The 25313-nt window shown below is 62.4% G+C and carries 21 protein-coding genes; 15 read left to right on the top strand and 6 right to left on the bottom strand.

Annotation, left to right across the window (positions count from 1 at the left end; all coding sequences use genetic code 11):
* Window positions 1–216: 216 nt before the first annotated feature.
* Window positions 217–2325 carry a S9 family peptidase gene (locus J5Y06_RS09435; protein WP_209334875.1) on the top strand — a complete coding sequence of 703 codons (2109 nt, stop codon included), beginning with the start codon at window positions 217–219 and terminating at the stop codon, window positions 2323–2325.
* Window positions 2326–2420: 95 nt separating this feature from the next.
* Window positions 2421–3893 carry an MFS transporter gene (locus J5Y06_RS09430; RefSeq protein ID WP_245247713.1) on the top strand — a complete coding sequence of 491 codons (1473 nt, stop codon included), beginning with the start codon at window positions 2421–2423 and terminating at the stop codon, window positions 3891–3893.
* A 16-nt stretch (window positions 3894–3909) separates the two neighbouring features.
* Here J5Y06_RS09430 and J5Y06_RS09425 read toward each other — a convergent pair whose 3' ends face one another.
* From J5Y06_RS09425 to J5Y06_RS09410, 4 genes are all read right to left on the bottom strand, one after another.
* Complete coding sequence (locus tag J5Y06_RS09425; RefSeq protein WP_209334874.1) at window positions 3910–4845, bottom strand: cytochrome c; 936 nt, start codon at window positions 4843–4845, stop codon at window positions 3910–3912.
* 7 nt (window positions 4846–4852) lie between these two features.
* Window positions 4853–5290, bottom strand: a complete 438-nt coding sequence (locus J5Y06_RS09420) for a c-type cytochrome (protein ID WP_209334873.1) — start codon at window positions 5288–5290, stop codon at window positions 4853–4855.
* 184 nt (window positions 5291–5474) lie between these two features.
* The gene (locus J5Y06_RS09415) at window positions 5475–6074 is read right to left on the bottom strand and encodes a superoxide dismutase (protein ID WP_209334872.1); all 600 of its coding nucleotides are present in this window, start codon (window positions 6072–6074) and stop codon (window positions 5475–5477) included.
* A gap of 99 nt (window positions 6075–6173) precedes the next feature.
* Entirely contained in the window at window positions 6174–7049 is an 876-nt protein-coding gene (locus tag J5Y06_RS09410) for a branched-chain amino acid aminotransferase (RefSeq protein WP_209334871.1), read from the bottom strand.
* A 171-nt stretch (window positions 7050–7220) separates the two neighbouring features.
* Here J5Y06_RS09410 and J5Y06_RS09405 point away from each other — a divergent pair, with 171 nt between their 5' ends.
* Complete coding sequence (locus tag J5Y06_RS09405) at window positions 7221–7880, top strand: haloacid dehalogenase type II (protein WP_209334870.1); 660 nt, start codon at window positions 7221–7223, stop codon at window positions 7878–7880.
* Between the two features lie 188 nt (window positions 7881–8068).
* On the top strand, window positions 8069–8788 hold the full coding sequence (locus J5Y06_RS09400; protein ID WP_209334869.1) for a L,D-transpeptidase: 720 nt from the start codon (window positions 8069–8071) through the stop codon (window positions 8786–8788).
* 47 nt (window positions 8789–8835) lie between these two features.
* Here J5Y06_RS09400 and J5Y06_RS09395 read toward each other — a convergent pair whose 3' ends face one another.
* Window positions 8836–10419 carry a helicase HerA-like C-terminal domain-containing protein gene (locus J5Y06_RS09395; protein WP_209334868.1) on the bottom strand — a complete coding sequence of 528 codons (1584 nt, stop codon included), beginning with the start codon at window positions 10417–10419 and terminating at the stop codon, window positions 8836–8838.
* Window positions 10420–10647: 228 nt separating this feature from the next.
* Here J5Y06_RS09395 and J5Y06_RS09390 point away from each other — a divergent pair, with 228 nt between their 5' ends.
* From J5Y06_RS09390 to J5Y06_RS09380, 3 genes are all read left to right on the top strand, one after another.
* On the top strand, window positions 10648–12084 hold the full coding sequence (locus J5Y06_RS09390; protein ID WP_209334867.1) for a methylmalonyl-CoA mutase family protein: 1437 nt from the start codon (window positions 10648–10650) through the stop codon (window positions 12082–12084).
* The gene (gene scpA / locus J5Y06_RS09385) at window positions 12081–14204 is read left to right on the top strand and encodes a methylmalonyl-CoA mutase (RefSeq protein ID WP_209334866.1); all 2124 of its coding nucleotides are present in this window, start codon (window positions 12081–12083) and stop codon (window positions 14202–14204) included. Before J5Y06_RS09390 ends, scpA begins: the two co-directional genes overlap by 4 nt.
* Window positions 14205–14470: 266 nt before the next feature.
* A complete protein-coding gene (locus J5Y06_RS09380) occupies window positions 14471–15796 on the top strand; it encodes a TIGR03808 family TAT-translocated repetitive protein (RefSeq protein WP_209334865.1) in 1326 nt (441 codons plus the stop codon).
* Here J5Y06_RS09380 and J5Y06_RS09375 read toward each other — a convergent pair.
* Window positions 15793–16797 (bottom strand): asparaginase, encoded by a 1005-nt coding sequence (locus tag J5Y06_RS09375; RefSeq protein ID WP_209334864.1) that lies wholly within the window; start codon window positions 16795–16797, stop codon window positions 15793–15795. The two genes, J5Y06_RS09380 and J5Y06_RS09375, sit on opposite strands and share 4 nt — an antisense overlap.
* Window positions 16798–16877: 80 nt before the next feature.
* Here J5Y06_RS09375 and J5Y06_RS09370 point away from each other — a divergent pair, with 80 nt between their 5' ends.
* The 8 genes from J5Y06_RS09370 (at window position 16878) to betB (ending at window position 25296) form a co-directional block, all read left to right on the top strand.
* Window positions 16878–17627, top strand: a complete 750-nt coding sequence (locus J5Y06_RS09370) for a DUF3750 domain-containing protein (RefSeq protein ID WP_209334863.1) — start codon at window positions 16878–16880, stop codon at window positions 17625–17627.
* A 129-nt stretch (window positions 17628–17756) separates the two neighbouring features.
* The gene (locus tag J5Y06_RS09365) at window positions 17757–18551 is read left to right on the top strand and encodes a DUF3750 domain-containing protein (RefSeq protein WP_209334862.1); all 795 of its coding nucleotides are present in this window, start codon (window positions 17757–17759) and stop codon (window positions 18549–18551) included.
* Between the two features lie 31 nt (window positions 18552–18582).
* Complete coding sequence (gene betI / locus J5Y06_RS09360; protein ID WP_209334861.1) at window positions 18583–19164, top strand: transcriptional regulator BetI; 582 nt, start codon at window positions 18583–18585, stop codon at window positions 19162–19164.
* Window positions 19161–20690: a choline-sulfatase gene (gene betC / locus J5Y06_RS09355; protein ID WP_209334860.1), complete on the top strand. Its 1530-nt coding sequence runs from the start codon at window positions 19161–19163 to the stop codon at window positions 20688–20690. Before betI ends, betC begins: the two co-directional genes overlap by 4 nt.
* 1 nt (window position 20691) lies before the next feature.
* Window positions 20692–21330 (top strand): glutathione S-transferase family protein, encoded by a 639-nt coding sequence (locus tag J5Y06_RS09350; protein WP_209334859.1) that lies wholly within the window; start codon window positions 20692–20694, stop codon window positions 21328–21330.
* On the top strand, window positions 21327–22982 hold the full coding sequence (gene betA / locus J5Y06_RS09345; protein ID WP_209334858.1) for a choline dehydrogenase: 1656 nt from the start codon (window positions 21327–21329) through the stop codon (window positions 22980–22982). The genes J5Y06_RS09350 and betA overlap by 4 nt, the downstream gene beginning before the upstream one ends.
* A gap of 152 nt (window positions 22983–23134) precedes the next feature.
* Window positions 23135–23812 (top strand): L,D-transpeptidase, encoded by a 678-nt coding sequence (locus J5Y06_RS09340; protein WP_209334857.1) that lies wholly within the window; start codon window positions 23135–23137, stop codon window positions 23810–23812.
* Window positions 23813–23832: 20 nt separating this feature from the next.
* A complete protein-coding gene (gene betB, locus J5Y06_RS09335; RefSeq protein WP_209334856.1) occupies window positions 23833–25296 on the top strand; it encodes a betaine-aldehyde dehydrogenase in 1464 nt (487 codons plus the stop codon).
* Window positions 25297–25313: the final 17 nt, after the last annotated feature.

Genomic DNA, 25313 nt, shown 5'->3' with positions numbered 1-25313 from the left:
TAACCCGGGCTTGGCGAAAGCGCTAGCGCCGAATCCTCGGAAGCGTGCAGGCGCATCGTCCGAAACACCCTTCCGCCCAGCTTTTCAGAGCCCTCTGCGGGTGACTTCTCGCGGTCGGACCCTTATGTTCGGCAGGATTTTCGGGCCGCCAACCCACCTTCTTCTTCTGGTGAGCAGAAGCAGCTGTTTTCACTCACTTTTTTGTCAGAGATCCTCATGACCAAGAGCCTTTTCCCGCCTCTTCCTGCGCTCACCACCGAGCGTCGGGAGTGGAGCAACACACGCCATGGAATCAGCCGCAGCGACGAGTATGCCTGGCTGCGCGCCGACAACTGGCAGGACGTGTTCCGAGATCCGTCTCTGCTTGACCCCGCCATTCGGACGCAGCTTGAAGCGGAAACCGCCTATCAGACAGCCCTAATGGCCGACACGGCCGCCCTGCGTGAAAGCCTGTTCAAGGAGATGCGGGGGCGCATCAAGGAAGACGATTCCTCCGTTCCGCTGAAGGACGGCCCCTTCGCGTACGGCTCGTCCTACGTCACAGGCGGACAGCATCCGCGCTTCTTTCGCACGCAACGCGATGGCGGCGAGCGGGTGATCCTGCTCGACGGTGACAAGGAAGCGGAAGGCCAGGCCTATTTCCACCTCGGCAGCGTTGATCATTCACCTGATCACCAGCAGCTGCTTTGGGGCTACGACAACAAAGGATCCGAGTTCTACACGCTGCGGGTTCGTAACCTCGCCGGGGGCGAGGATCTTGGGGATGTCGTGCCCGATACTGGCGGAGGTGGCGTGTGGAACGCCTCCGGGGACGGCTTCTTCTACACCCGTCTCGATGACAATCACCGGCCCTCGCGAGTGTTCTTCCACCGGATCGGAACGTCAGCTGACGAGGACCGTCTGGTGTTCGAGGAAGACGATGCCGGCTTTTTCGTCAGTGTCGGCGGCACCCGCGACAACAAGTGGATCATGATCTCGATTGGAGATCACGAGACGTCCGAATACCGGATCCTGCGGGCGGACGAGCCGGATGCGACCCCTCAACTCGTGGCGGCGCGCGAAACAGGGCTGCAATACGATCTGGAGGAAGGCGGCGACGTCTTCTTTGTTCTGACGAACGCCGATGGCGCCAAAGATTTCAAGATCATGGAGACGCCGGCTGACAATCCGATTCGGGACAACTGGCGCGAGGTCGTGCCACACGAACCCGGCCGTCTGATCCTGTCTGTCATGGCTTTCCGCGACTTCCTCGTCCGGCTCGAGCGAAAGGACAGCCTGCCGCGCATCGTTGTGCGCGAACGGGCCACCGGTGAGGAGCACCTCATCGCCTTCGACGAGGAAGCCTTTTCGTTGGGTCTGGGCGGCGCCTATGAATACGGCACGGACGTGATCCGCTTCTCCTATTCCTCGATGACGACCCCCGCACAGCTTTTCGACTACAACTTGCGCACGCGCGAGCGCACGCTTCTCAAAACACAGGAAGTGCCGTCCGGTCATAATCCGGATGATTATGTCACGCGCCGCCTGATGGCGCCGGCACCCGACGGCGAGCTTGTGCCGGTATCCCTTCTTCACCGCCGCGATACCAATCTCGACGGCACCGCGCCCTGCCTGCTTTACGGCTACGGCTCCTACGGCATGAGCATTCCGGCGAGCTTCAACACCAACTGCCTGTCCCTGGTGGATCGTGGTTTCGTTTACGCCATCGCGCATATCCGCGGCGGCAAGGACAAGGGTTATGCCTGGTACGAAAACGGCAAGCGCGCCGCCAAGCAGAACACGTTCACCGATTTCATCGCGGCCGCGCGCCACCTGGTTGCTGAAGGCTACACCAGCCACGACCGCATCGTGGCGCAGGGTGGTTCTGCCGGCGGCATGTTGATGGGTGCCGTTGCCAATCTCGCGCCGGAAGCCTTCGGTGCGATTGTGGCGGAAGTGCCGTTCGTGGATGTGCTGTCCACCATGCTCGACGACACGCTGCCGCTCACGCCCCCGGAATGGCCGGAATGGGGCAATCCCATTGCGTCCGAGCAGGACTACAAGACGATCGCGGCCTATTCGCCTTATGACAACGTTGCGGCCCTGCCCTACCCGCCGATCCTGGCGGTTGCCGGCCTCACCGACCCGCGTGTGACCTATTGGGAGCCGGCGAAGTGGGTTGCGCGGCTGCGCGATCGCTCGACCTCGGGCAATCCGGTTCTGTTTCGCATCAACATGGATGCGGGCCACGCGGGCGCTTCCGGCCGTTTTTCACGGCTGGAAGAGATTGCCTACACTTACGCCTTCGCCCTGAAGGTGACAGGAAAGGACGCTGCTGTCCCTTAAGGGAACGCGGATGGGCAACCATTCGCGTCCTCCACGCTTCTTGTTCTCGGCTCCTCTGACGGCCTGAACAGCCGACCTCTTCGAAAGTCACTTCCATGTCCCAGCCGATGCAAGCCGCCGCGCCTGAACAACCTTATGCGCGGCGCTGGCCGATGCTTTTTATCCTGCTGCTCGCAGGGTTCATGAACCTGATCGACGTGACGATCGTCAACGTTGCCCTTCCCAGCTTGCAGGAAGGTCTCGGCGCGTCATCCAGCGAAATCGAGTGGGTCGTGGCTGCCTATATCCTGGCTTTTGCGATCGGCTTGCTGCCGTTCGGCCGTTTGGGTGACCGGATCGGGCGCAAGTCGGTTTTCCTCGTCGGTGTCGCAGGCTTCACCCTGTTTTCGGCGTTTTGCGGACTGGCACCGTCCACCGGCTGGTTGATCATCGCGCGGGTGTTTCAGGGCTTTGCGAGCGCCATGATGATGCCGCAGGTGCTGGCCATCGTTCAGGTCACCTTTCCGCCGGAGGAACGGGGAACCGCATTTTCCCTGTTCGGGCTCAGTGCCGGCCTTGCTTCGGTGACCGGTCCCTTGGCCGGCGGCCTCCTGATCAGCCTCGATCTTTGGGGTCTCGACTGGCGCCCGATCTTTCTCGTCAACATACCGGTTGGTTTGTTTGCCCTTTGGGCGGCTGGCCGCGTGGTGCCGAAGCTGCCTGGCAACACCGGGCAGGTGAATGACCTTGGCGGCACGCTTCTGGCGGGTGCGTCGATCTTTCTGATCGTGTTTGCCTTGATCGAGGGCCGCGGCTTCGGCTGGGCCTCCTGGATCTTCGGCCTGATGGTGCTCGCCGCCGTCGGCTTCGTCTTGTTCTACCGGCTCCAGAAAAGCCGCGAACGGGCTGACCTCACCCAGCTTCTGCCTGCCGCCCTGCTGCGCAATCGCAACTTCATGCTGGGCACCACGATGGTGCTTCTGTTCTTTTCCGGCGTTGCGGGCTTCTTCATGGTGCTGGCGATCTTCTGGCAATCAGGGCTTGGATTCACGCCGCTGGAGTCCGGGCTCACCACCGTGCCCTTCTCGATTGGTGTGCTTGTTTCGTCGGCCATAAACGGCCGGCTGAAGTCCAGCTTCCTGCGCCAAAGAACTGCCGCCGGCGCGCTTCTGCTTGCGGCCGGCATGGTCTGGCTGCGCGGGGTCGTCGGCGCGATCGAAAGCTTCGACGATCACTGGACGGCGGCCGCGCCCTTGTTCGTATCGGGCATCGGTCTCGGCATGACGATCTCGTCGCTGTTCCAGACTGTGCTGTCCAACGTTCAGGGTCGCGATGCCGGATCGGGTGCCGGCGCCTTGCAGTCGTTTCAGCAGGTCGGCAGTGCACTGGGCGTCGCCATCATGGGGCAGATCTTTTTCGCCGTGCTGGAAGGTGGCGGCCCTTCTGCCTCAGGAGACCGCTATCTCAGCGCGATGCAGACCTCGCTGATCTATGAAATCGTCGCCTTTGTCGGGGTGGCTGCCCTCGTTCTGCTTTTGCAGGCGCCGAAAGCTCCTTCGGTTTATGCCCCTTCCGCTGTGCCGGAATAAGGACGACCGCTCGACGTCAGTTCGAAGCGGGATATCCGTTTGGCTTGCCGGGGATGGCCTTCAGGTAGGCCGCGATCGCTTCGCGATCTTCCGGCCTGAGTTGCGCTAGGTTCTTCTGGACTTCGGCCATTGGGCCACCCACCACGTCGAAATCGGGTGTGAAGCCCGTTTCGAAATAGGTGACGAGATCGGCCTGCGACCAGTCTCCGATGCTGCCGTCGGGGGTTATGTTGGGAATGATGCCTTCGCCTTCCGCCGCAATGCCGCCGGCCAGCCATTGCGACCGCTCCAGGCCTCCCGTCGCATCGCGCGGCGTATGGCATTCGCCACAGTGCCCCGGACCTTCCACCAAATATCGGCCGAGTTGCACCTGTTCGGACGCATCGGGCGCCAGCGCCACGACGGGTTCGCTGTCGAGGTTCACCGCCTTCCAAAGCCCTAGGCCACGGCGGACGCTGAACGGAAAGCCAACCTCGTTGGGGGCGGCGCCACCGGCGACCTGTGGCGTGGTCTTCAGGAAGGCGTAGAGATCGCCGATGTCGGACGGCGCCATGCGGGTATAGGAGGGGTAAGGAAAAGCCGGATAAAGATGCGATCCATCGGGCGCAACGCCGTTAAGCATCGCATTGGCGAGATCTTCGCTCGACCAGTTGCCGATGCCGTCGGTTGGGTGCTGGGAAATGTTGGGCGCCACGAAAGTGCCGAATGCGCTCACCAAGCGGACTCCGCCCGGCAGTTCGAGAAGGGCCTCGCCTTCCGAACCCGGGGCGGCATGGCAGGAAGCGCAGCCGCCAGCAAAGAAGATCCGCCGTCCGGCTTGGGCATCGCCGGGGCCGAGCGCCGCAACCACATCGGACGAAACGCGCTGCGGCGCGGTCAGGAACCAACCGGCTCCCGCCGCGACCGCAACCAGTCCGACAGCGGCCCAGCCGAGCTTTGCTGTTGTCCGCATTCTGGGATCAGCGCTTCACGCGATAGCCCTGGTGGCAGGTTCCGCAGTTTGCCGTCACCAGCTTGAACTGCGTTTGGAAGGACTGGAGGTCCTGTGGGTTGGCGGCAACGGCTGCTGCCGTATCAGCCTTGAACTTCTCGGCAACGGCGATGAATCCAGCGCGATCTTCCCAGATCTTCGGCGACGCTTCGGTGTCTCCGCCGGTTTCAGTTCCCTCAGGAAAAAGAGCTTCGACGTCAAGTTTCTGCGCGTCGGCGGCCAGCGTTTCAAGCGCTGCCTGAACCTTGGCTGCGTCGAATGGCTCCTGGCCCTGGGCGATCTTGGCCACGGATCCCACCGCACGCCCCATATCCTTCATGAGCGCCTGCCGCTCCTCGATGGGATCGGCATAAGCAAAACCGATTGTCAGGATCAGCAGGCCAGCGGTGAGTACGATCTTCTTCATCCATTCCTCCGAGATGATCGACAGTCCCTGAAGCGCAGCATGCACGAGCTTCGTGAAATGTCGCGGACAAAGATCCGTGAGCGGGCCAGCCTCTTCTTGAACACTGCGTTCACAGATCCGGCGCGTCACGGGCAAAAAAAAGCCCCGCCGGAGCGGGGCTTTGCAGGATGGGTGAAACGAAAGCTCAGGCGGCGGCTTCGTAGCGCTCGAGCACGTAATCCCAGTTGATGAGGTTATCGACGAAGGCTTCGAGGTACTTCGGGCGCGCGTTGCGGTAGTCGATGTAATAGGAATGTTCCCAAACATCGACGCCGAGGATCGGCGTGCCGCCGTGCACGAGGGGGTTTTCACCATTCGGCGTCTTCATGATCTCGAGCTTGCCGTTCTTCACGGCAACCCAGGCCCAGCCCGAACCAAACTGGCCCTTGCCTGCTTCGATGAAGTCGTTGCGGAACTTGTCATAGCCGCCGAGATCGCTGTCGAACGCGGTCTGCAGCTTGCCTGGGAGGCTCTTGCCACCGCCGTCCTTCTTCATCCACTTCCAGAAATGGATGTGGTTGTAGTGCTGCGCAGCGTTGTTGAAGAGCGGCTGGTCCTTGCCATAAGACGCCTTCACCACTTCCTCGACCGACTGGTCGGCCATGCCGGCTTTCTCAGCCAGCGTGTTGCCCATGTCCACATAGGCCTTGTGGTGCTTGTCGTGGTGGTATTCCAGCGTTTCCCTCGACATGTAAGGCTGCAGCGCCTCGTAGTCGTAAGGCAGTTCGGGAAGTTGGAAGGCCATGGAACAATCTCCCTCGTTTATGGCTGTGCGGGTCCTGGTGGAACATAGGCGGCGCGCCGCGAGCGGCAACGCAGCCTGGTGGCTATTGGCTTGAATTCTTCAGGCGGCCGTTGAGTGCGCCCACTCCCAGTAAAGCTCACGCGCCTTTTTGGCGATCGGTCCTGGCTGGAGATCGCGGTCTTCCACCTTGATGATCGGAACGACCTTCGAATGATTGCCGGTTGAGAACACCTCGTCGGCATCCAGAAAGTCAGCGACCTTCAGAGCCTTTTCGATCACCTCGTGGCCGGCCTGGCGCAGGAGCGCGATGTTGCGGGCGCGCGTGATGCCAGACAAGAAGCTGCCGTTTGGCGCGGGCGTGAACACCACGCCGTCCTTGGCCATGAACACGTTGGACGTGCCGGTTTCCGCGACATTGCCCAGCATGTCGAGCACCAGCGCATTGTCGAAGCCGCGCGACCGGGCTTCCACGACGGCGCGTGCATTGTTCGGGTAAAGGCACCCGGCCTTGGCGTTTGTCGGCATGGTTTCCAAGGAAGGCCGACGGAACGGCGATTGCGTGACGGAGAAACCTGATGGCGGGATCATCGGCGCTTCGTAAAGGCACAAGCAGAAGCGGGTGGATGCCGGATCCGCCGCCACGCCCATGTAGCCGCCGCTTTCGGCCCAATACATGGGGCGGATGTAAACCGCTGTGCTGCCATCAAACTTCTTCAAGCCGTCGCGAGCATAGCCGACGATCGACTCGGCTGTTTCAGTGGGCTGAAGGCCGAGGTTTACGGCGGACATGTTGACGCGCTGCGCGTGAAGATCCAGATCGGGAGCAACGCCCTCGAACCAGCGGGCGCCGTCGAACACGCAAGACGCCATCCACATCGCATGGGTTTGCGGTCCCATGATCATCGGGTTGCCTTCGACCCAATCGCCGTCAACAAAGGTCCAGGTCTTGGTCGTCGTGGGCTTGGTTGGGATCATAGCCAGTGCTCTTTTCCTCGGGCGCTCTTGAGCGCGCACTCAAAAACGGCAATGCGCTGCGCGTCAACCGGCAAGGGGCTGATCTTCGCTCCAGGCCTCAAACTCCCGGCCCGGTGGCTCAGTCCATTCGGGTCGGAACCACGCTAGGTGAACAGCGACCAGGATCACGCCATGCCCTTTAGCCACTTTGTTTTTGACGCCTACGGAACGCTGTTTGACGTTCATGCAGCGGTGCGTCGTCACGCGGAAGAAATCGGCCCGGACGGGCAACTCCTTTCCGAGATCTGGCGTGCCAAACAGCTGGAATATTCGTGGGTCCGCACCCTGATGGGGGCTTACCAGGACTTCTGGGCTTTGACGGAGCAAGCCCTCGATCATGCGTTTGCGCGCGTTCCAAGCGCCGACCGCGCGATCCGGCAAAAGCTTCTCGATGCCTACTGGACCTTGGATTGTTATCCAGAAGTGCCGGCCGTGCTGCGCGGGCTCAAGGCTGCGGGTGCGCGCGTGGCAATCCTGTCCAATGGATCGCCGGACATGCTGACCTCTGCCGTGAAGTCGGCGGCCCTTGACGCCGTGATCGACGAGATCTTTTCCGTTGATCTCACCCGCCGCTTCAAGACCGACCCCAGCGTTTATGATCTCGTCACCACCCACTGGCGCCTTTATCCCGATGCGGTGTCATTCCAGTCGTCCAACCGCTGGGACATCGCGGGCGCAACCCGGTTCGGCTTCCGCAGCGTTTGGATCAACCGCAACAAGATGCCGGACGAATACCTCGACCTCCCGCCGGCGCTCATCCTGCCCAGTCTGGACGGCGTGCTGCAGTCCTGATCCAACCTGGAGAAACGCAAGGGAAGCTGTTGCTGATATGGCACACAGGCCAGCCCGATTGGCAGCAAAAGGCGAAAATGCGTCGCTGGAACTGATTTCCTGCCGCACTCACGCGTTGTTGCTTTTGCAAGCCGCACGCTTGGCTTTCTCCTAGTTCCGCGTCCAGTCGAAAGGCAGAACCACCTTCCATGTCGAACCCACTTACCCAAACGCGCGCAGATCGCCGACGCTTTCTGCTGAGCGCCGGGTCGCTGGCAGCCACTTTCGCGCTGGCATCCTGTGCAACCCGCATCGGCCCGGTTGACCGGACGGTTGAACTCGCTCCAGCCGAGCCCTTCATGGGCGGCGGCAGCAGCGGCCTGAACCCGGCAGCGATGTATGGCCCTGTTTATGACGAGGGCTACCAGATCCCGGCGGTGCCGTTCGAAAAGATCGATCCGCAGTTCTACCGCCAGATCGTGCCGAACCCCACCGGCGAGAAGCCCGGCACCGTGGTCGTCGATACCGGCAGCCACTTCCTTTATTACACGATGCCAAATGGGCAGGCGATGCGCTATGGCGTGGGCCTGGGTCGCGAAGGCTTCGCCTGGTCCGGCCGCGCCGTTGTGCAATGGAAGCGCAAATGGCCGACCTGGACCCCGCCGGACGAGATGATCGCCCGCCAGCCAGAGCTTGCGCCCTACAGCGCCGAAAACGGCGGCATGGAGCCAGGTTTGAACAACCCGCTCGGTGCACGCGCGCTTTACATCTTCCAGAACGGCGAAGACACGCTTTACCGGCTGCACGGCTCCCCTGAGTGGGCTTCGATCGGGCGCAACGTGTCTTCTGGGTGCGTGCGCCTGATGAACCAGGACGTCATTGATCTTTATGACCGTGTGCCAAATGGCACGCCGATCGTGGTGATCTGATCGTCAGGACCTGACGCTTGAAAAGCCTCGGTGCCGGGGCTTTTCCTTTACCGGCCGCGCTTGAGACTGCCCAGTAAGCCGCGCACCAGAGCCCGGCCGAGGGAAGAGCCGACGGAGCGAACCACCGATTTTACGGCTGCTTCCGCCACCGTTTGGCGGTTGGATGCACGTGGCGCGCGGCGTTGCGGCTCGTGATCGCCGCTTGAACGGGTGCGGCGCGTCGGCGCCCGATCGTTTGGCGACCGATCTTCTCCGAAGTCGGGCAGCGTCCATCCTGCCCCGCCTGCTTGAGCCTGTTCCGCTTCTTCTTCTTCGGGCACTGCGGCTTCTTCGGCTCGGCGCTGCAGCACCTCGAAGGCGGAGTCGCGATCGATGGTCTGGTTGTAGGCGGCAGCAACCGGACTGTTGCTCATGATTGTGCGTCGCTCGTCCGGCGTAATGGGCCCCAGCCTCGCTGCAGGCGGACGGATCAGCGTCCGTTGCACCACGGACGGCACGGCCTTCGCTTCCAGAACGGAAACGAGGGCTTCACCGACGCCCAGTTGCGTGATCGCAGCCGCACAATCGAAATCGGGATTTGGACGGAAAGTTTCGGCGGCCGTCTTCACCGCCTTTTGCTCCCGCGGCGTATAGGCGCGAAGCGCGTGCTGCACGCGGTTCCCTAATTGCGCCAGAACGGTTTCCGGAATGTCGAGCGGGTTCTGCGTGACGAAATAAATACCGACCCCCTTGGAGCGGATCAGCCGCACGACCTGTTCCACCCGGTCCACCAGCACCTTGGGCGCGTCATCGAACAGAAGATGCGCTTCATCGAAAAAGAACACGAGTTTCGGCTTGTCGAGGTCGCCCACTTCCGGAAGTTCTTCGAAGAGTTCCGAGAGCAGCCAAAGCAGGAAGGTCGCGTAGAGGCGCGGGCTCATCATGAGCCGGTCGGCTGCCAGCACGTTGACGGCGCCACGGCCGTCACGCGTATGCCCCATCAGGTCCCGGATATGCAGCGCCGGTTCGCCAAAGAAGTGATCGCCGCCTTGTTGCTCGAGCACCAGCAGGGCCCGCTGGATGGCTCCTACGGACGCCTTGGTGACGTTGCCGTATCTCGTCCCGATTTCCTTGGCCCGCTCGCCGATGTTGGCGAGCAGCGCCTGCAGATCCTTCATGTCGAGGAGCAAAAGCCCTTCGTCATCCGCGATCTTGAACGCGATGTTCATGATGCCTTCTTGTGCGTCCGACAGGTTCATGAGCCGCGACAACAGAAGCGGTCCCATCTCAGAGACCGTGGCGCGGATCGGATGCCCCTGCTCGCCAAAGAGGTCCCAGAAGATCACCGGGAATTCGGTGTTCTCGTAGGCAGCAAGGCGCACGTCAGCTGCCCGCTTCACCAGGAAGTCCTGCTGCGTACCCCGGCAGGCAATGCCCGACAGGTCGCCCTTGATGTCGGCGCAGAACACCGGAACGCCGGCGTCGGAAAAGCCTTCCGCCAGCACCTGCAGCGTCACCGTCTTGCCGGTGCCGGTCGCGCCCGTGATCAGGCCGTGCCGGTTGCCGTACTTCAGGAGAAGCGCTTCCGGCGCCCGGTAGCTGTCGTCAGGGTTTCTGCTCGCGCCCAGGAAGATGGTGTCGGCTTCCCACATGCACAGGCTCCCCTTCCGCCGCTTCGGCGCATCCCGCTCCTATATCGACGCATCGGCTCCACCACAATCATCCGAGCCATGCCCGTGATTCCCTCTTGCCAGCCGCGCAAGGCGGCGCCAAAGACAACCTAACAAATATTCGGTTGGCTGACGGAAAGCGGCTGTGCGATTGCGGCATCGCCCGGCACGCCCTAGTTTTCCAGAAGCTTCCAACATGCGGGGTTGAGGATGGAATACGGCTCGATCAAGGACGCACAGTTCCCCCAGGCCGATATGGATGCTTGGCGAGCGGTGGCCGAAAAGGCGCTGAAAGGCGCCGACTTCGAGGAAACACTGGTTTCCCACACGGATGACGGCCTGCGAATCGAGCCGCTTTACCGTCGTGCGGACCCTCTTTTCGTCCCGCGGTGCAATCCCTTGAAGCCCTGGAGCTTCGTACAGCGTATTGACGATGTCGATCCTGCCCGCGCCAACCGGCAAGCTCTGGATGATCTGGAGCAAGGCGCGACTGGTCTTGCCCTCGTGTTCGAGGGTGCCCCCAATGCCTTCGGCTATGGCCTGCCCGGGACGCCGGAAGCGTTGGCCGCCGTCTTGGAGGGCGTCGCCCTCAACAGGGTGCACCTGAGAATCGACGTGCATCCGCAAAGCCGCATGTCCGTTGACTGGCTGGTGGACTACCTCACCCGCAAATCGGCCGATCCAGCCAAGCTCGACATCGCGCTCGGGATCGATCCGGCCGCCCTTTTCGGCGGCACAGGCCGGCTGCGCATGTCGATCGAAGCGCTGGAAGCGTCCATGCCGACCTCGCTCGCCCACTTCTTCGCCATGGGCGTGCCGGCCGTTTTGATCGAGGCTGATGGGCGCGTGTACCACAACGCTGGTGCATCCGAAGCGCAGGAACTCGGCGCCATGGTGGCCGCGGCCGTGTCGCATCTGAGGATGTTTGAAGCCAGCCGCCAGCCGCTGCAGCATTCTGTGCCGCATCTCGGTTTTGCCGTGTCGGTGGACCAGGACCAGCTCCTGTCGATCGCGAAGATCCGCGCGCTGCGTTTGCTTTGGACGCGCGTGCAGGAGTTGTCCGGCGTCCAGCCCGTTCCGGCAAAGATCCATACCGAAACGTCCTACCGGATGATGGCCTTCAAGGATTGCGAAACCAACATCCTGCGCACCACGATCGCTGCTTTCGCAGCCGGCGTGGGCGGCGCCGACAGCGTGTCTATCCTCCCGCACACGATCACCCATGGTTTGCCGGAAGCCTTTGCCCGTCGAATTGCGCGCAACACGCAGATCATCCTTGCCGGCGAAAGCAAGCTCGATTTCGTGGTCGACCCTGCGGCGGGATCCGGTGCTATCGAGGCTTTGACCCACGAACTCTGTGCGGCGGCCTGGGGTGAGTTCCAGCGCATCGAAGCCGAAGGCGGCATCCTCAAGAGCCTCCAAGCCGGCAAACTCCAGGCGCGGATCGGGGCCATGGCGCAGGCTCGCGGCGAAGCCATCCGCGGCGGCAAGCGCGACGTGATTGGCACGACCCTTTATCCCAACAAGACGGAGCGCCCGGTGCAGGTGATCCGCGCCGAAACACGCGCCGCACCAGAAGATGGCGCTGTTTTCTGCCAGAAGCTGACCCCGATCTTTCTTGATCGCCTTGCAGGAGCTACAGCATGATTCCTGATTTCACGAAAGAAGCCTGGCACGCGCCGAAGACCGCAGGCACGATCGATGTTGCCGGTGATCCCTGGGCCACGCCGGAAGGCATTCGCGTCAACCATGCCTACTCGTCGGCGGATGTGGTCAATCTTTCCTACCTCGACACGGTGCCGGGTATCGCGCCCTTCATTCGAGGCCCCTACCCAACGATGTATGTCCAGCAGCCTTGGACGGTTCGGCAATATGCGGGCTTCTCGACGGCGGAAGAGTCCAACGCCTTTTATCGACGCAACCTCGCAGCCGGCCAAAAAGGCTTGTCGGTTGCCTTCGACCTGGCAACCCACCGCGGCTACGATTCGGATCATCCGCGGGTTGCGGGTGATGTCGGCATGGCGGGCGTCGCGATCGATTCCATTTTGGACATGCGTCAGCTTTTCGACGGCATTCCGCTCGACAAGATGTCTGTGTCGATGACGATGAATGGCGCTGTGCTGCCGATCATGGCCCTGTTCATCGTGGCCGCCGAGGAACAGGGCGTCGCGCAAAAGGATCTGTCCGGGACCATCCAGAACGACATCCTCAAGGAGTTCATGGTCCGCAACACCTATATCTACCCGCCGAAGCCGTCGCTCAGGATCATTTCGGACATCTTCGCCTACACGTCGAAGAACATGCCGAAGTTCAACTCGATCTCGATCTCCGGCTACCACATGCAGGAAGCCGGTGCGACGGCCGACCTGGAACTCGCCTACACCATCGCCGACGGCATTGAATATGCTCGCGCAGGCGTCGCGGCCGGCCTCGACATCGACCATTTCGCGCCGCGCCTTTCCTTCTTCTGGGCCATAGGCATGAACTTCTTCATGGAAGTCGCCAAGATGCGTGCCGCCCGCCTGATCTGGGCAGCCCTCATGCAAAAGAACTTCCAGCCCAAGGACCAGCGCTCGCTGTCGTTGCGCACCCATTGCCAGACCTCCGGCTGGTCTCTGACGGCGCAGGACCCCTACAACAACATCATGCGCACCATGATCGAGGGGATGGCGGCCACGCAGGGGCACACGCAATCGCTCCATACCAACGCCTTCGACGAGGCGCTGGCGCTGCCTACCGATCACTCCGCGCGCATTGCTCGCAACACCCAGCTTCTGCTGCAGAAGGAATCCGGCACCACCCGTGTCATCGATCCATGGGGTGGTTCGGCCTATGTGGAGCGTCTGACCCACGAGCTCGTGCGCAAGGCCCTCGCCCACATCGACGAAGTTGAAACACTTGGCGGCATGGCCAATGCGGTGGAACGCGGCATTCCTAAGCTGCGCATCGAGGAAGCCGCCGCCCGCACCCAGGCGCGCATCGATTCCGGCGAACAGCCGCTCGTCGGCGTCAACGTCTTTCAGCCCGAAACCGACATCGAGGTCGACGTCCTCAAGATCGACAATGCCGAAGTGCGCGCCCGCCAGCTTTCCAAGCTGCAGCAGCTGAAGGGCACCCGCGATGTGCAGGCCGTGGAAGAAGCGCTTGATGCGCTGACCAAGGCGTCGGAAGGCGACGGCAACCTGCTTGAATTCGCGGTCCGCGCCGCCCGCGCCAAAGCGACAGTTGGCGAGATTTCGCTCGCACTGGAGAAAACCTTCGGCCGCCATGCTGCCGTCGTGCAAACGATTTCGGGCGTATACCGGAAGGAGATCGGCCAGAACCCGACCGTGGATCGCGTGCAAGGCAAGGTCGAGCAGTTCGAAAAGAAGACCGGCGAAAAGCCGCGCATCCTCGTCGCCAAGATGGGCCAGGACGGCCATGATCGTGGCCAGAAGGTGATCGCGACCGCCTTCGGCGATCTCGGCTTCGACGTCACCGTCGGCGCGATGTTCCAAACGCCGGAAGAGATTGCCAAGCTCGCCGTGGAACGCGATGTCCACATCGTCGGCGCCTCATCGCTGGCCGCCGGTCACCTGACGCTGATCCCCGAGCTCAAGGAAGCGCTGCACCGTCTCGGACGCGAGGACATGATCATCGTGGCCGGCGGCGTGATCCCACCGCAGGACTTCGACGCCGTCCGGCAGGCTGGCGCCAGCGAGATCTTTCCGCCCGGCACCGTGATTCCCGATGCGGCAGACCGGCTGATGGATGCGCTGCTGGCGTGAGTTAGTAACTGCAAGAGATGCATCCACGTTAGATGGTTGTTATAACTTGGGTCGATGCAGTGACGTACGACCAGACGCACTTCGACAGGCAGATGGAAGCCGCTCTGCAACGGCTACAGCCTTGAGACAGCACCAGAAGACCGATCCACTTGGTGACATTTGCCGCCGACGGAACGATCGATGAAGACGGACTCGCAACCTTCTTCAGGGACAAATGTCAGCTGATTGAAAGCCTGACCCTCTTGCCCCGATGAGGCCGTGAACCAATGCTCAACCGACGCGCCCTTCTCACCGCCGGCTTGGCCTTTACCACGGCACCCGCATTCGTCCAGGCTCAAACCCAGCTGCGCGGCGGGCTTGACGGCGGAGCTGCGGCAGGATCCAGCCAAGAGCTGCAGCGCCTTCTTGAGGAGGCATCCGAGCGCAGCGAGGTCGTTTATCTGCCGGCTGGCACCTACGCCGTTTCGAACCTCGTTTTGCCCCGCCGGACCCGCATCACCGGCGTTCCAGGCGCGACCCGCCTGATCTTTTCAGGCGGCGGCGCGATGGTGACGGGTGAAGACACCGAGCATGTGGAACTCACGGGGCTCACCTTTGATGGCGCGAACACCCCGCTCGGCGAAGCCAGCCGGGCGCTGATCGACCTTCGTCGCCCAGCGGAGGTGGCGATCACCCGTTGCGTCATCCTCAACAGCGCCAAGAGCGGCCTGGCGCTTGAAAGTGCTGCCGGCCGCGTGGAGGATTGCACGATCACCGGCGCTGCCGAGCACGCGATCTATTCGGTTCAAGCGCGTGGGCTGTCGATCGCCGGCAACACAGTTGCCGATTGCGGAGATGGGGGCATTCTCGTGCATCGCTGGGAACCCGGCGAAGACGGAACCATCGTTTCGGAAAACCGCATCTCCCGTATCGGCGCCCGAAGCGGCGGCACTGGGCAGGTTGGCAACGGCATCAATCTGTTTCGAGCGCACACAGTCACGGTTTCGAACAACAAGATCGCGGATTGCGCCTTTTCCGCGATCCGCTCCAATGGCGGATCAAACGCCGTGATCACCGGCAACAGTTGCTTGCGGTCCGGGGAAACCGGGCTTTACGCCGAGTTCCAGTTCGACGGCGCGGTGATCGGATCCAACCTGGTCGACGGCGCCGCCAACGGCATTTCCGTGGTCAACTTCAACGAAGGCGGCCGCCTGGCAACGGTAACCGGCAACATCGTCCGCAATCTGCGCTCCACCGGCCCTTACCCCAGCGATCCGCCTGGCTTCGGCACCGGCATTGCCGTTGAAGCGGACACGGTGGTCACCGGCAATGTCGTTGAAAACGCGCCCTTGTTCGGGATCCATCTCGGCTGGGGCGAGTTCATGCGCAACGTCGTTGCGAGCAACAACGTCATCCGGGAGGCGGGGATCGGGATCTCGGTGACCGTTGTGGAAGGAACGGGAAGCGCGGTGGTGACGGACAACGTGATTTCGGGCGCACGCAACGGGTCGATCATCGGCCACCGCTGGACGGAACGTGCCACCGGAGATCTCGCCACAGGGGAGGAGCAGCCCTTTGCCAACCTCCGGGTTTCCGGCAATCAGGTGCTCTAGGCGAAGGCCTCCGGCGTCCGCACGCCGCCCACAACAAGGCCGTTCCAGTTCGTGAAGATGGGATTGGCGATTTGTTCGAAGCGCTCCGCGAAGGCTTCGTCGCCGCGCATCAGGATGACCAGGAGCCGCGCCACGATTGCTTCGGCGGCACGACTGGCGCCGTCCTCGCATTTCAGCGCAAAGCCCAGCCCAAGCTCCGGAACCGCACCGCAGTAAACGCCTTCCGCGCCGATCTTCACCATCACGCGCCCCTCGCCCGCTCGCATGATCGCCGTGTCGGCCCGATCCGTTCCGGCAACAAAGAATGGCTCGGCCATGCAGGCCGCGAACAAGCGCCGTGCGGCGGCAGCGCGATGGGGCTCCAGGCCCTCACCGGTTGCCATGCGGGCAAAACCCCTTGCCAAACTCTTCAGGGGCACCGCGTAAGTCGGAATGGAGCAGCCATCGATGCCTCGATGCGCCGCGTCGTGTTTCGCGCCGGTCACGCTTTCCATCGCGTCGCGCACGATCTCCTGCAACCGGTGTTCCGCCGTCACGTAGCCGCGCGGCGCGATGTGCTGGTGAGCGCAGGTGCAAAGAAAGCCGGAGTGCTTGCCGGAACAGTTGTTGTGCAGCTGGTTTGGATGTTTGCCGCCCTTCGCCAGATCCAGCGCCGTGTTCTGACGGCTCGGCCAATGGGTGCCGCATTCGAGATCTGCTTCGCCCAGGCCTGCTTTCTCCAGCATGCTTTGCGCCCGGGCGGCATGTTCCGGCTCCCCGTTATGCGAAGCGCAGGCCAGGGCGAGTTCCTTGTTTGTGAAGCCAAACGCATCTGCGGCGCCGCTTTCCACCAGCGGCAGCGCCTGGATCGATTTCACGGCTGAACGGGGAAACACCCGCCCTTCCACATCGCCCACTGCCAGCACCACGCCGCCGGCTGCATCGCAGACCACCAGGGAGCCGCGATGGCGGCTTTCCACCTCTTCGCCGCGGAGCACTTCAGCCAGAACAGGGTTCGTCATGGTCTCACCAATGTGATCGCGCGCGGCCGCGATCATTCCTACATAAATGCTGTTCCCGCCGTTTGAGGTTTACCCGCTGTATGGCTCTTCTGAAAGCCGTCCTTCTTTTCATCCTGCTTGTGTTCATCGTGCCGACTGCCGCCACCACCGTCTGGTGGATGTTGCAGGAGCGGCCGAACTCCTGGCGATCGGCGGACTGGTCGGCGAGCGGCGTTCTGCCGGTGGTCACCGACACGGACGAAGCCGCCGTTTACGTGATGGCAGCAAGACTCGGCGGGCTGAAGGGAGCCATCTCCGTCCACAGCTGGATCGTCACCAAGGAAAAGGGCGCGTCGCGATACAACCGCTTCGACGTTGTGGGCTGGGGCAGCCCCGTGCGCCGCAACGGCTATCCTGCCGATGGCCGCTGGTATTCCAACGAGCCGGTGATCATGCACGCCGTTGTTGGAGCGCAAGCCGAGGCCCTGATCCCTCGCGTGGAAGCAGCCGTCGACGCCTATCCTTATGCCCGCGCCGGCGATTACGTGGTGTGGCCCGGTCCGAACTCGAACTCCTTCGTGGCGTGGGTGCTGCGCGAAGTGCCGGAGATCGGCGCGCGCATGCCGCCGAACGCGACGGGGCGTGATTTCGCTCCGGGGGTCTTCGATATCCGCTGGACGCCGCAGACCCGCGACCTCCATGTCACGCTTGGCGGTTTCGTGGGCTTTGCCGCGGGTTGGACCAGCGGCTTCGAGGTTCATTTCCTGGGCGTCGTAGCAGGAATCGACTTGGTTCAGCCGGCCCTGAAAATACCGGGCTTCGGGCGGGTGGAAGCCTCGATCTTCCGCTGAGTTGCTGCATTGCAACAAATTGGGGCCGATCGTCATCGGACCATCATGGAAGGTTCATCAGTTCATCAAGGAGCGATGAGAAACAACAACAGCAAAAGCTAACCCGCTGAGTCCTTTTCAAGGCCCGCCATGCTGACGCTGCTTCTTCTTCTGCTGCTCTTCTTCCTTGTTCCCGCGGGCTTGCGGATCCTGTGGTGGTGCCAGCGTTCACAATGGCAGTATTGGGACGGGGAGGATTGCCGTGCGACCGGCCTGCTACCGGATCCCGCGCACCAGAGCTCGGCTGCGGTTTATGTCCTCAGCGCCCGCACGTCCGGCTTGAAAGGCGCGCTTGCCTCCCATTCCTGGATCGTTATCCGGCGCGCCGGCAGCCACGTCTATGAACGCTACGACAAGATGGGCTGGGGCGATGTCATCTGGAAAAACGGCTTTCCGGCCGATGGCCTGTGGTTTTCCAACATGCCCGTGGTGGAGCATGCGATCGAGGGGGCGGCGGCCGCCCGACTGATCCCGCTGGTGGATGCGGCCATCGCCTCTTATCCCTTCGCCGCCCAAGGGTCCTATTGCGCATGGCCGGGACCAAACTCGAACTCCTTCGTGGCCCATGTGCTTCGCGCAGCACCTGAGATCGGCCGCATGCCAGTTACGGCGATCGGCCGTGACTTCCACCCGCGCGTAACGTTGCGCTGGCAGGCCGAACAGCAGGCCCTCGCCTTCAGCGCCTATGGCTATGTCGGTGCGGCAGTGGGTCCGCGACTGCTCGAGATCCAGTTCCTTGGTCTGGTCGGCGGCATCGACCTGCAGAAGGGGCTGATCCTCGTTCCAGCCTTCGGCGCCGTTCGGCTATGGCCCGGCCGCATCCTCAGCGAAGGGCTGCGCCGGCGCTATGAACCCGCTGACTATTTCGACTCCGAGGCCGCTTGATTGATCAGTCAATAAACTTTAGATCCGAGCGATGCCCAAGCTCGGAATGGAACCTGTTCGTCGTCGTGCGCTGATCGATGCTACCATCGAAGCGATCGGCGACAGCGGGTCTCTTGATGTCACCATGTCGGAGATCGCCGGTCGTGCCGGCGTATCGTCGGCTCTTGCGCATCATTATTTCGGCGGCAAGGACGACCTGCTCCAGGCTGCGATGCGTCACATCCTGACTGAACTCGGGGCTGATGCCCGCGCAGCGCTCGCCTCGGCCGAAACCCCGCGCGGCCGCGTGTCCGCGATCATCGAGGTGAACTTCTCACCCAAGCAGTTCCGCAGCGAAATCATCGCATCGTGGCTTGCCTTCTATGTTGAAGCGCAGCGCACGGAGCCTTTGCGCCGCTTGCTGCGGATCTACGCGCGGCGGCTTCATTCCAATCTCATGAGCGGCCTGTGCGCATTGCTGCCGCGCCCCGAAGCCGCCCTTGTTGCTGAAGGCGTCGCGGCCCTGATCGACGGTCTCTACATCCGCCGCGCCTTGAAGGACGGATTGCCCGACGCCGCTTCCGCCATTGCCCTGGTGGAAGATTACCTGTCCGCCAAGCTTCCCCGGGAATGACCATGACGAAGCCGAACATCCTCATCATCATGGTTGACCAGCTGAACGGGACCTTGTTCCCGGATGGTCCTGCGGATTTCCTTCACGCGCCGAACCTCAAGGCCCTGGCGGCGCGCTCGGCGCGGTTCCGCAACAACTACACGGCCTCACCGCTTTGTGCCCCCGGTCGCGCCGCCTTCATGAGCGGTCAATTGCCCTCGCGCACCGGTGTTTACGACAATGCCGCCGAATTCCCATCCTCCGTGCCCACCTACGCCCATCACCTGCGCGCTGCCGGCTATCACACGGCCCTTTCCGGCAAGATGCATTTCGTCGGTCCGGACCAGATGCACGGCTTCGAAGAGCGGCTGACCACCGACATCTACCCCGCCGACTTCGGTTGGACGCCAGATTACCGCAAGCCAGGGGAGCGGATCGACTGGTGGTACCACAATCTGGGTTCGGTGACCGGCGCGGGCGTCGCCGAGATCACCAATCAGATGGAGTATGACGACGAGGTCTGCTTCCATGCCTGCCAGAAGCTCTACGAGTTTGCCCGCGTGTCGGACGATCCGGGTCGTCGACCGTGGTGCCTGACGGTGTCCTTTACCCATCCACACGACCCTTATGTCGCGCGCAAGCAGTATTGGGACCTTTACGAAGACTGCGCCCATCTGAAGCCGGAGGTCGGATACATTCCCTTCGAGGAGCAGGACCCTCACTCGCAGAGGCTTTATCGAGCCAGCGATTATCCGAGCTTCAACGTTTCGGACGAAGACATCCGGCGCTCGCGCCGCGGCTATTTCGCCAACATCTCCTATCTCGACGACAAGGTCGGCGAGCTGATGTCGGTTCTGGAACGCACCCGCATGGCCGACAACACGCTGATTTTGTTCTGCTCCGACCACGGCGACATGCTGGGAGAGCGTGGTCTCTGGTTCAAGATGTGCTTCTACGAGGGTTCGGCCCGCGTGCCGCTGATGATCGCCGGACAGGATGTTGCGCCTGGTTTGATCGACACGCCGGTGTCCAACCTCGACATCCTGCCCACGCTCGCGGATCTCGCCGGCCTCGACCTCTCAGGTATCGCACCCTGGACGGACGGTCAGTCCCTGATGCCTTTGGTGAACGGCGAGGATCGAACCGAGCCGGTGCTCATGGAATACGCTGCGGAAGGATCTGAAGCGCCGATGGTTGCCGTTCGCGACGGTCGCTTCAAGTTCGTTCATTGCGAAATAGATCCGCCGCAACTCTTTGATCTCCACGCGGATCCGCTCGAACTCACCAACTTTGCCGCCGATCCCGCGCATGCTGAAACGGTGGCCCGCTTCACCGCCTTCGTACGCGCGCGCTGGGACATGGCGCGCTTCGACGCCGATGTTCGCGCCAGCCAGGCCCGGCGCTGGGTGGTTTATCCGGCACTTCGCAACGGCGCTTATTATCCCTGGGAATACCAGCCGCTGCAGAAGGCGTCGGAGCGTTACATGCGCAACCACATGGACCTCAACGTTCTCGAAGAGAACAAGCGCTTTCCGCGAGGCGAATGACATGATCACCCTCCATGGCCGTGCAACCTCCTCGAATGTCCAGATGGTGGTCTGGACGCTGACCGAAATGGGTTTACCCTTCAGCCGGCTCGATGTTGGCGGCGCGTTCGGCGGCAACGATACGCCAGCGTTCAAGTCGATGAACCCGAACGGCTTCGTGCCGGTGATCGAAGACGGCGAGCTGGTGCTGTGGGAAAGCGCGGCCATTGTCCGCTATCTGGGCGCCCGCTACGGCGACGACCAGTTCTGGCCAGTGGATCCGGCAAAGCGTGCGATTGCCGACAAGTGGGCTGAATGGATCAAGACCACCTTTGTGCCAGCCTTCCTCGGAGGCGTTTTTTGGCCGATGATCACCCAACCCCTGAAGGACCGGCAGCCGCAAGCGCTGTCGGCTAATATCGAGAAGCTCAAGGGAGTCGCCGCGATCTTCGAAAGCGGCGTGCCGGCTGAGGGCTTTTACGGCGGCGGGGACGTCAGCTTCGCCGACATGGTGCTCGGTACCTATCTGTTTCGCTACTTCGACATGGACTTCGACCGCGCCGACACACCGAAGCTGCGCGCCTATTACGATCGCCTGGCCGCCCGGCCGGCTTATGCCGAGCACGTCATGGTCAGCTACGACAGTTTGCGCGCACGATGAGCCTCGAAGCCGATTTCGTTGTGGTTGGCTCCGGCTCCGCCGGCTCGGCCCTGGCTTATCGCCTGTCGGAAGACGGCAAGAACTCGGTGATCGTGATCGAGTTCGGTGGCACGGATGCCGGGCCGCTCATCCAGATGCCCTCGGCGCTGTCGATCCCCATGAACATGGCTCGATACGACTGGGGCTTTTCCACGGAACCGGAGCCAAATCTGGGCGGGCGGATTCTTGCCACGCCGCGCGGCAAGGTGGTTGGCGGTTCCTCTTCCATCAACGGCATGGTGTATGTGCGCGGTCATGCGAGGGACTTCGACCACTGGTCGGAAGCGGGTGCCACCGGCTGGGCCTTCGCGGATGTTCTTCCATACTTCAAGCGCATGGAAACAAGCCATGGCGGCGAGGAAGGTTGGCGCGGCACCGATGGGCCGATGCATGTCCGCCGGGGCCCGCGCAGCAACCCGCTTTACCACGCCTTTGTGGAAGCCGGTCGACAGGCAGGTTTTGAAACCACCGAAGACTACAACGGCTCCAAGCAGGAAGGCTTCGGCCCGATGGAACAGACGATCCACCAGGGTCGCCGCTGGTCTTCCGCCAATGCTTATCTGCGCCCGGCGCTGAAGCGCCCCAACGTTCGGCTGGTGAAGGGTTTCGCCCGGCGGGTGGTGATTGAAAACAACCGCGCATCCGGCGTCGAGATAGAGAGCCGCGGCGGGATCCAGATCATCACCGCGCGACGCAAGGTCGTGCTTGCCGCCTCGTCAATCAACTCGCCGAAGCTTTTGCTTCTTTCGGGGATCGGGCCCGCGGAAGAGTTGCGCCAGCACGGGATCACGGTCGTCGCCGATCGGCCGGGCGTGGGCAAGAACCTGCAGGACCATCTGGAAATATACATCCAGCAGGAGTCGCTGAAGCCCATCACGCTGCATTCCAAGCTCAACTGGGTCGCCAAAGGCATGATTGGCGCTGAATGGCTGTTGTTCAAGACGGGCCTGGGCGCCACCAACCACTTCGAATCTGCTGCGTTCCTCCGCTCCAAGGCGGGCGTCGATTACCCGGACATCCAGTATCACTTTCTGCCGGCTGCCATGCGCTATGACGGCAAGGCAGTGGCGAAGGCCCATGGCTTCCAAGCCCATGTCGGGCCCATGCGGTCCAATTCGCGCGGCGCAATCACGCTGCGTTCGCCTGATCCGGCAGTGAAGCCGAAGATCCTGTTCAACTACATGGCGCATGAGGAAGATTGGGCGGATTTCCGCCATTGCGTCCGCCTCACCCGCGAGATCTTCGGTCAGGAAGCTTTCCGACCCTATGCCGGTCGCGAGATTTCGCCCGGTGCCGAGGTGCAAACCGACGCTGAGCTCGATGCCTTCATCCGCGAACATGCGGAAAGCGCCTATCATCCCTGCGGATCCTGCCGGATGGGCCGGGCAGACGATCCTCATGCCGTGGTGGATCCGCAAACCCGGGTCATCGGCGTCGATGACCTGCATGTGGCCGACAGCTCGATTTTCCCGCGGGTCACGAACGGGAACCTGAATGGTCCCTCCCTGATGACGGGCGAAAAAGCAGCCGATCACATTTTGGGCCGCACACCGCTCCCCCCGTCCAACCAGGAACCCTGGATCAACCCACGCTGGCAAGTGAGCGACCGTTAAACCGTGTCGCGAGGGCCACAGCGGGCGCCGGGAACCTACGATGACGCCATGTTGAACGGGAGATCATCCGAAACGGCATGCTGACGGCACATTCTTAAGGGGGATGATTGCACTTCTCCTTCGACCCGCACCAGCCTACGGAATTCTTGATCATGCCCCATATGACGCGCCGCTTGTTTGTTTTGTCCCTTCCCGCTTTTGCGGCGGGCTGCGTTTCTTCGGCGCAAACGACCTCCATCAAGCCGGAGCGACCGCCGGTTCCCGCTTATTACCAGCAGATGTATGCAGCGGTTCCGGGTGAGCCTTACCCCGTTGCGGCCGCCGACCTGTCGAAGATCGATCCGCAATTCTATCGGCAGGAAGTGGATTACTTCACGACCGAGCCGATCGGCACCATCGTCGTGGATACGCAAGCGCGCTTCCTTTACCTCGTGGGCCAAAACGGCCGCGCGCTCCGCTATGGGATCGGCGTTGGAAAGGCCGGGCTTGCCTTTGAGGGCGTCGCCCGCGTGCAATACAAGCGCGAGTGGCCGCGCTGGACGCCAACGCAGGACATGATCGCCCGCGAACCGGAGCGCTATGGGCCGCTCGCCGGCGGCATGGAGCCGGGACCCACCAATCCGCTCGGCCCACGCGCGCTTTACCTGTTCCAAAATGGGGTCGACACGCTTTACCGCATCCATGGAACCACAGAAGACTGGTCCATTGGCCAGGCCGTTTCCAGCGGCTGCATTCGGCTCCTGAACCAGGATATTATTGACCTTCACGGTCGCGTGCCGAACGGCACGCGCGTCGTGGTCCTGCAAGCGCCCGTCAGCCCGGTGGCCTGACTTAACGAGGAGTTTCGCTCATGAACGTCCAGCCGAAGGCTTCCCACTACATCAACGGCCGCTTTGTTGAAGATGAAGGGGGCAGTGTGCTGGACGTGATTTATCCCGCAACCGGCGAGATGATCGCGAAGCTCCATGCGGCCACGCCCAACATCGTGGAGCTTGCGCTGGAAGCAGCACGCACGGCACAAGGCGAATGGGCGCGGCTGAAGCCGGTGGAGCGCGGCCGCATCCTGCGCCGTGCAGCCGACCTTCTGCGGGAGCGCAACGCAGACCTTTCGCGCATCGAAACGCTCGATACGGGCAAGCCCATCCAGGAAACGCTTGTTGCCGATGCTGCCTCCGCCGCAGACGCGCTGGAATTCTTCGCCGGCGCCGTGGCGGCCTTCAACGGCGAGTTCGTGGATCTCGGCGGCCCGTTTGGTTACACCCGGCGGGAGCCGCTCGGCGTGTGCGTCGGCATTGGCGCCTGGAATTATCCGATCCAGATCGCGGCCTGGAAATCCGGCCCGGCGCTCGCCATGGGCAACGCCTTTGTTTTCAAGCCGTCCGAAAACACGCCCTTGTCGGCACTTGCCCTGGCGGAGATCTACACCGAAGCCGGACTGCCGGACGGCTTGTTCAACGTGGTGCAAGGGTTCGGCGACGTGGGTGCCGCCCTTGTTTCGCATCCCGTCACCGCAAAAGTCTCGCTGACGGGCTCTGTGCCGACCGGCAAGAAGGTCATGGGCCTGGCGGGCTCGCACATGAAGCACGCAACCATGGAGCTTGGCGGCAAGTCGCCGCTGATCGTGTTTGAAGACGCCGATCTCGAAAACGCGATTGGCGGGGCCATGCTCGGCAACTTCTATTCGTCGGGCCAGGTTTGCTCCAACGGCACACGCGTGTTCGTGCAGCGCAATGTGCACGACCGTTTTGTTTCGCGCCTGGTTGAGCGGACGAAGGCGATCCGCATGGGCGACCCGCTCGATCCCGATGTCCAGATGGGACCATTGATGAACAAGTCGCAGCACGCCAAGGTGATGGACTATATCGCCGCCGGGAAGTCCGAAGGCGCGACGCTTGCCACCGGCGGCAACGCGCCGACCATGCAGGGGTTCGAGAACGGCTTTTTCGTCGAGCCGACCGTGTTCACCGGCGTGACCGACGAGATGCGGATCGCGCGCGAAGAGATCTTCGGGCCCGTGATGAGCGTGCTTGCCTTCGACACGGAAGACGAGGTCGTGACGCGCGCCAACAACACGGAGTTCGGGCTTGCAGCCGGTGTTTTCACCCGCGACCTTTCCCGCGGGCACCGGGTTGTGGGACAATTGCAGGCAGGAACCTGCTGGATCAACGCCTACAACCTCACCCCCGTGGAGCTACCGTTCGGCGGCGCCAAAGCGTCCGGCATCGGTCGGGAAAACGGCCTCGCCGTTCTGGGCCATTATTCCCAGCTGAAGTCAGTGTATGTGGAAACAGGTGACGTGCAGAGCCCATATTGAGCAGGCTCTGCTGCCTC

It is taken from the genome of Tianweitania sediminis (assembly GCF_017813335.1).
Lineage (GTDB): Bacteria > Pseudomonadota > Alphaproteobacteria > Rhizobiales > Rhizobiaceae > Tianweitania > Tianweitania sediminis.
The sequence above is the reverse complement of the archived record's forward strand: the minus strand, read 5'-3'. Positions and strand labels throughout refer to the sequence as shown.

Coding starts and splice junctions, on each gene's coding strand:
- J5Y06_RS09415 (WP_209334872.1), bottom strand. CDS start 6,074: ATGGCCTTCCAACTTCCCGAACTGCCTTACGACTACGAGGCGCTGCAG.
- J5Y06_RS09350 (WP_209334859.1), top strand. CDS start 20,692: ATGATCACCCTCCATGGCCGTGCAACCTCCTCGAATGTCCAGATGGTG.
- J5Y06_RS09375 (WP_209334864.1), bottom strand. CDS start 16,797: ATGACGAACCCTGTTCTGGCTGAAGTGCTCCGCGGCGAAGAGGTGGAA.
- J5Y06_RS09435 (WP_209334875.1), top strand. CDS start 217: ATGACCAAGAGCCTTTTCCCGCCTCTTCCTGCGCTCACCACCGAGCGT.
- betB (WP_209334856.1), top strand. CDS start 23,833: ATGAACGTCCAGCCGAAGGCTTCCCACTACATCAACGGCCGCTTTGTT.
- J5Y06_RS09380 (WP_209334865.1), top strand. CDS start 14,471: ATGCTCAACCGACGCGCCCTTCTCACCGCCGGCTTGGCCTTTACCACG.
- J5Y06_RS09420 (WP_209334873.1), bottom strand. CDS start 5,290: ATGAAGAAGATCGTACTCACCGCTGGCCTGCTGATCCTGACAATCGGT.
- J5Y06_RS09430 (WP_245247713.1), top strand. CDS start 2,421: ATGTCCCAGCCGATGCAAGCCGCCGCGCCTGAACAACCTTATGCGCGG.
- J5Y06_RS09410 (WP_209334871.1), bottom strand. CDS start 7,049: ATGATCCCAACCAAGCCCACGACGACCAAGACCTGGACCTTTGTTGAC.
- J5Y06_RS09405 (WP_209334870.1), top strand. CDS start 7,221: ATGCCCTTTAGCCACTTTGTTTTTGACGCCTACGGAACGCTGTTTGAC.
- J5Y06_RS09370 (WP_209334863.1), top strand. CDS start 16,878: ATGGCTCTTCTGAAAGCCGTCCTTCTTTTCATCCTGCTTGTGTTCATC.
- J5Y06_RS09400 (WP_209334869.1), top strand. CDS start 8,069: ATGTCGAACCCACTTACCCAAACGCGCGCAGATCGCCGACGCTTTCTG.
- J5Y06_RS09365 (WP_209334862.1), top strand. CDS start 17,757: ATGCTGACGCTGCTTCTTCTTCTGCTGCTCTTCTTCCTTGTTCCCGCG.
- scpA (WP_209334866.1), top strand. CDS start 12,081: ATGATTCCTGATTTCACGAAAGAAGCCTGGCACGCGCCGAAGACCGCA.
- betC (WP_209334860.1), top strand. CDS start 19,161: ATGACCATGACGAAGCCGAACATCCTCATCATCATGGTTGACCAGCTG.
- J5Y06_RS09390 (WP_209334867.1), top strand. CDS start 10,648: ATGGAATACGGCTCGATCAAGGACGCACAGTTCCCCCAGGCCGATATG.
- J5Y06_RS09425 (WP_209334874.1), bottom strand. CDS start 4,845: ATGCGGACAACAGCAAAGCTCGGCTGGGCCGCTGTCGGACTGGTTGCG.
- J5Y06_RS09395 (WP_209334868.1), bottom strand. CDS start 10,419: ATGTGGGAAGCCGACACCATCTTCCTGGGCGCGAGCAGAAACCCTGAC.
- J5Y06_RS09340 (WP_209334857.1), top strand. CDS start 23,135: ATGCCCCATATGACGCGCCGCTTGTTTGTTTTGTCCCTTCCCGCTTTT.
- betI (WP_209334861.1), top strand. CDS start 18,583: ATGCCCAAGCTCGGAATGGAACCTGTTCGTCGTCGTGCGCTGATCGAT.
- betA (WP_209334858.1), top strand. CDS start 21,327: ATGAGCCTCGAAGCCGATTTCGTTGTGGTTGGCTCCGGCTCCGCCGGC.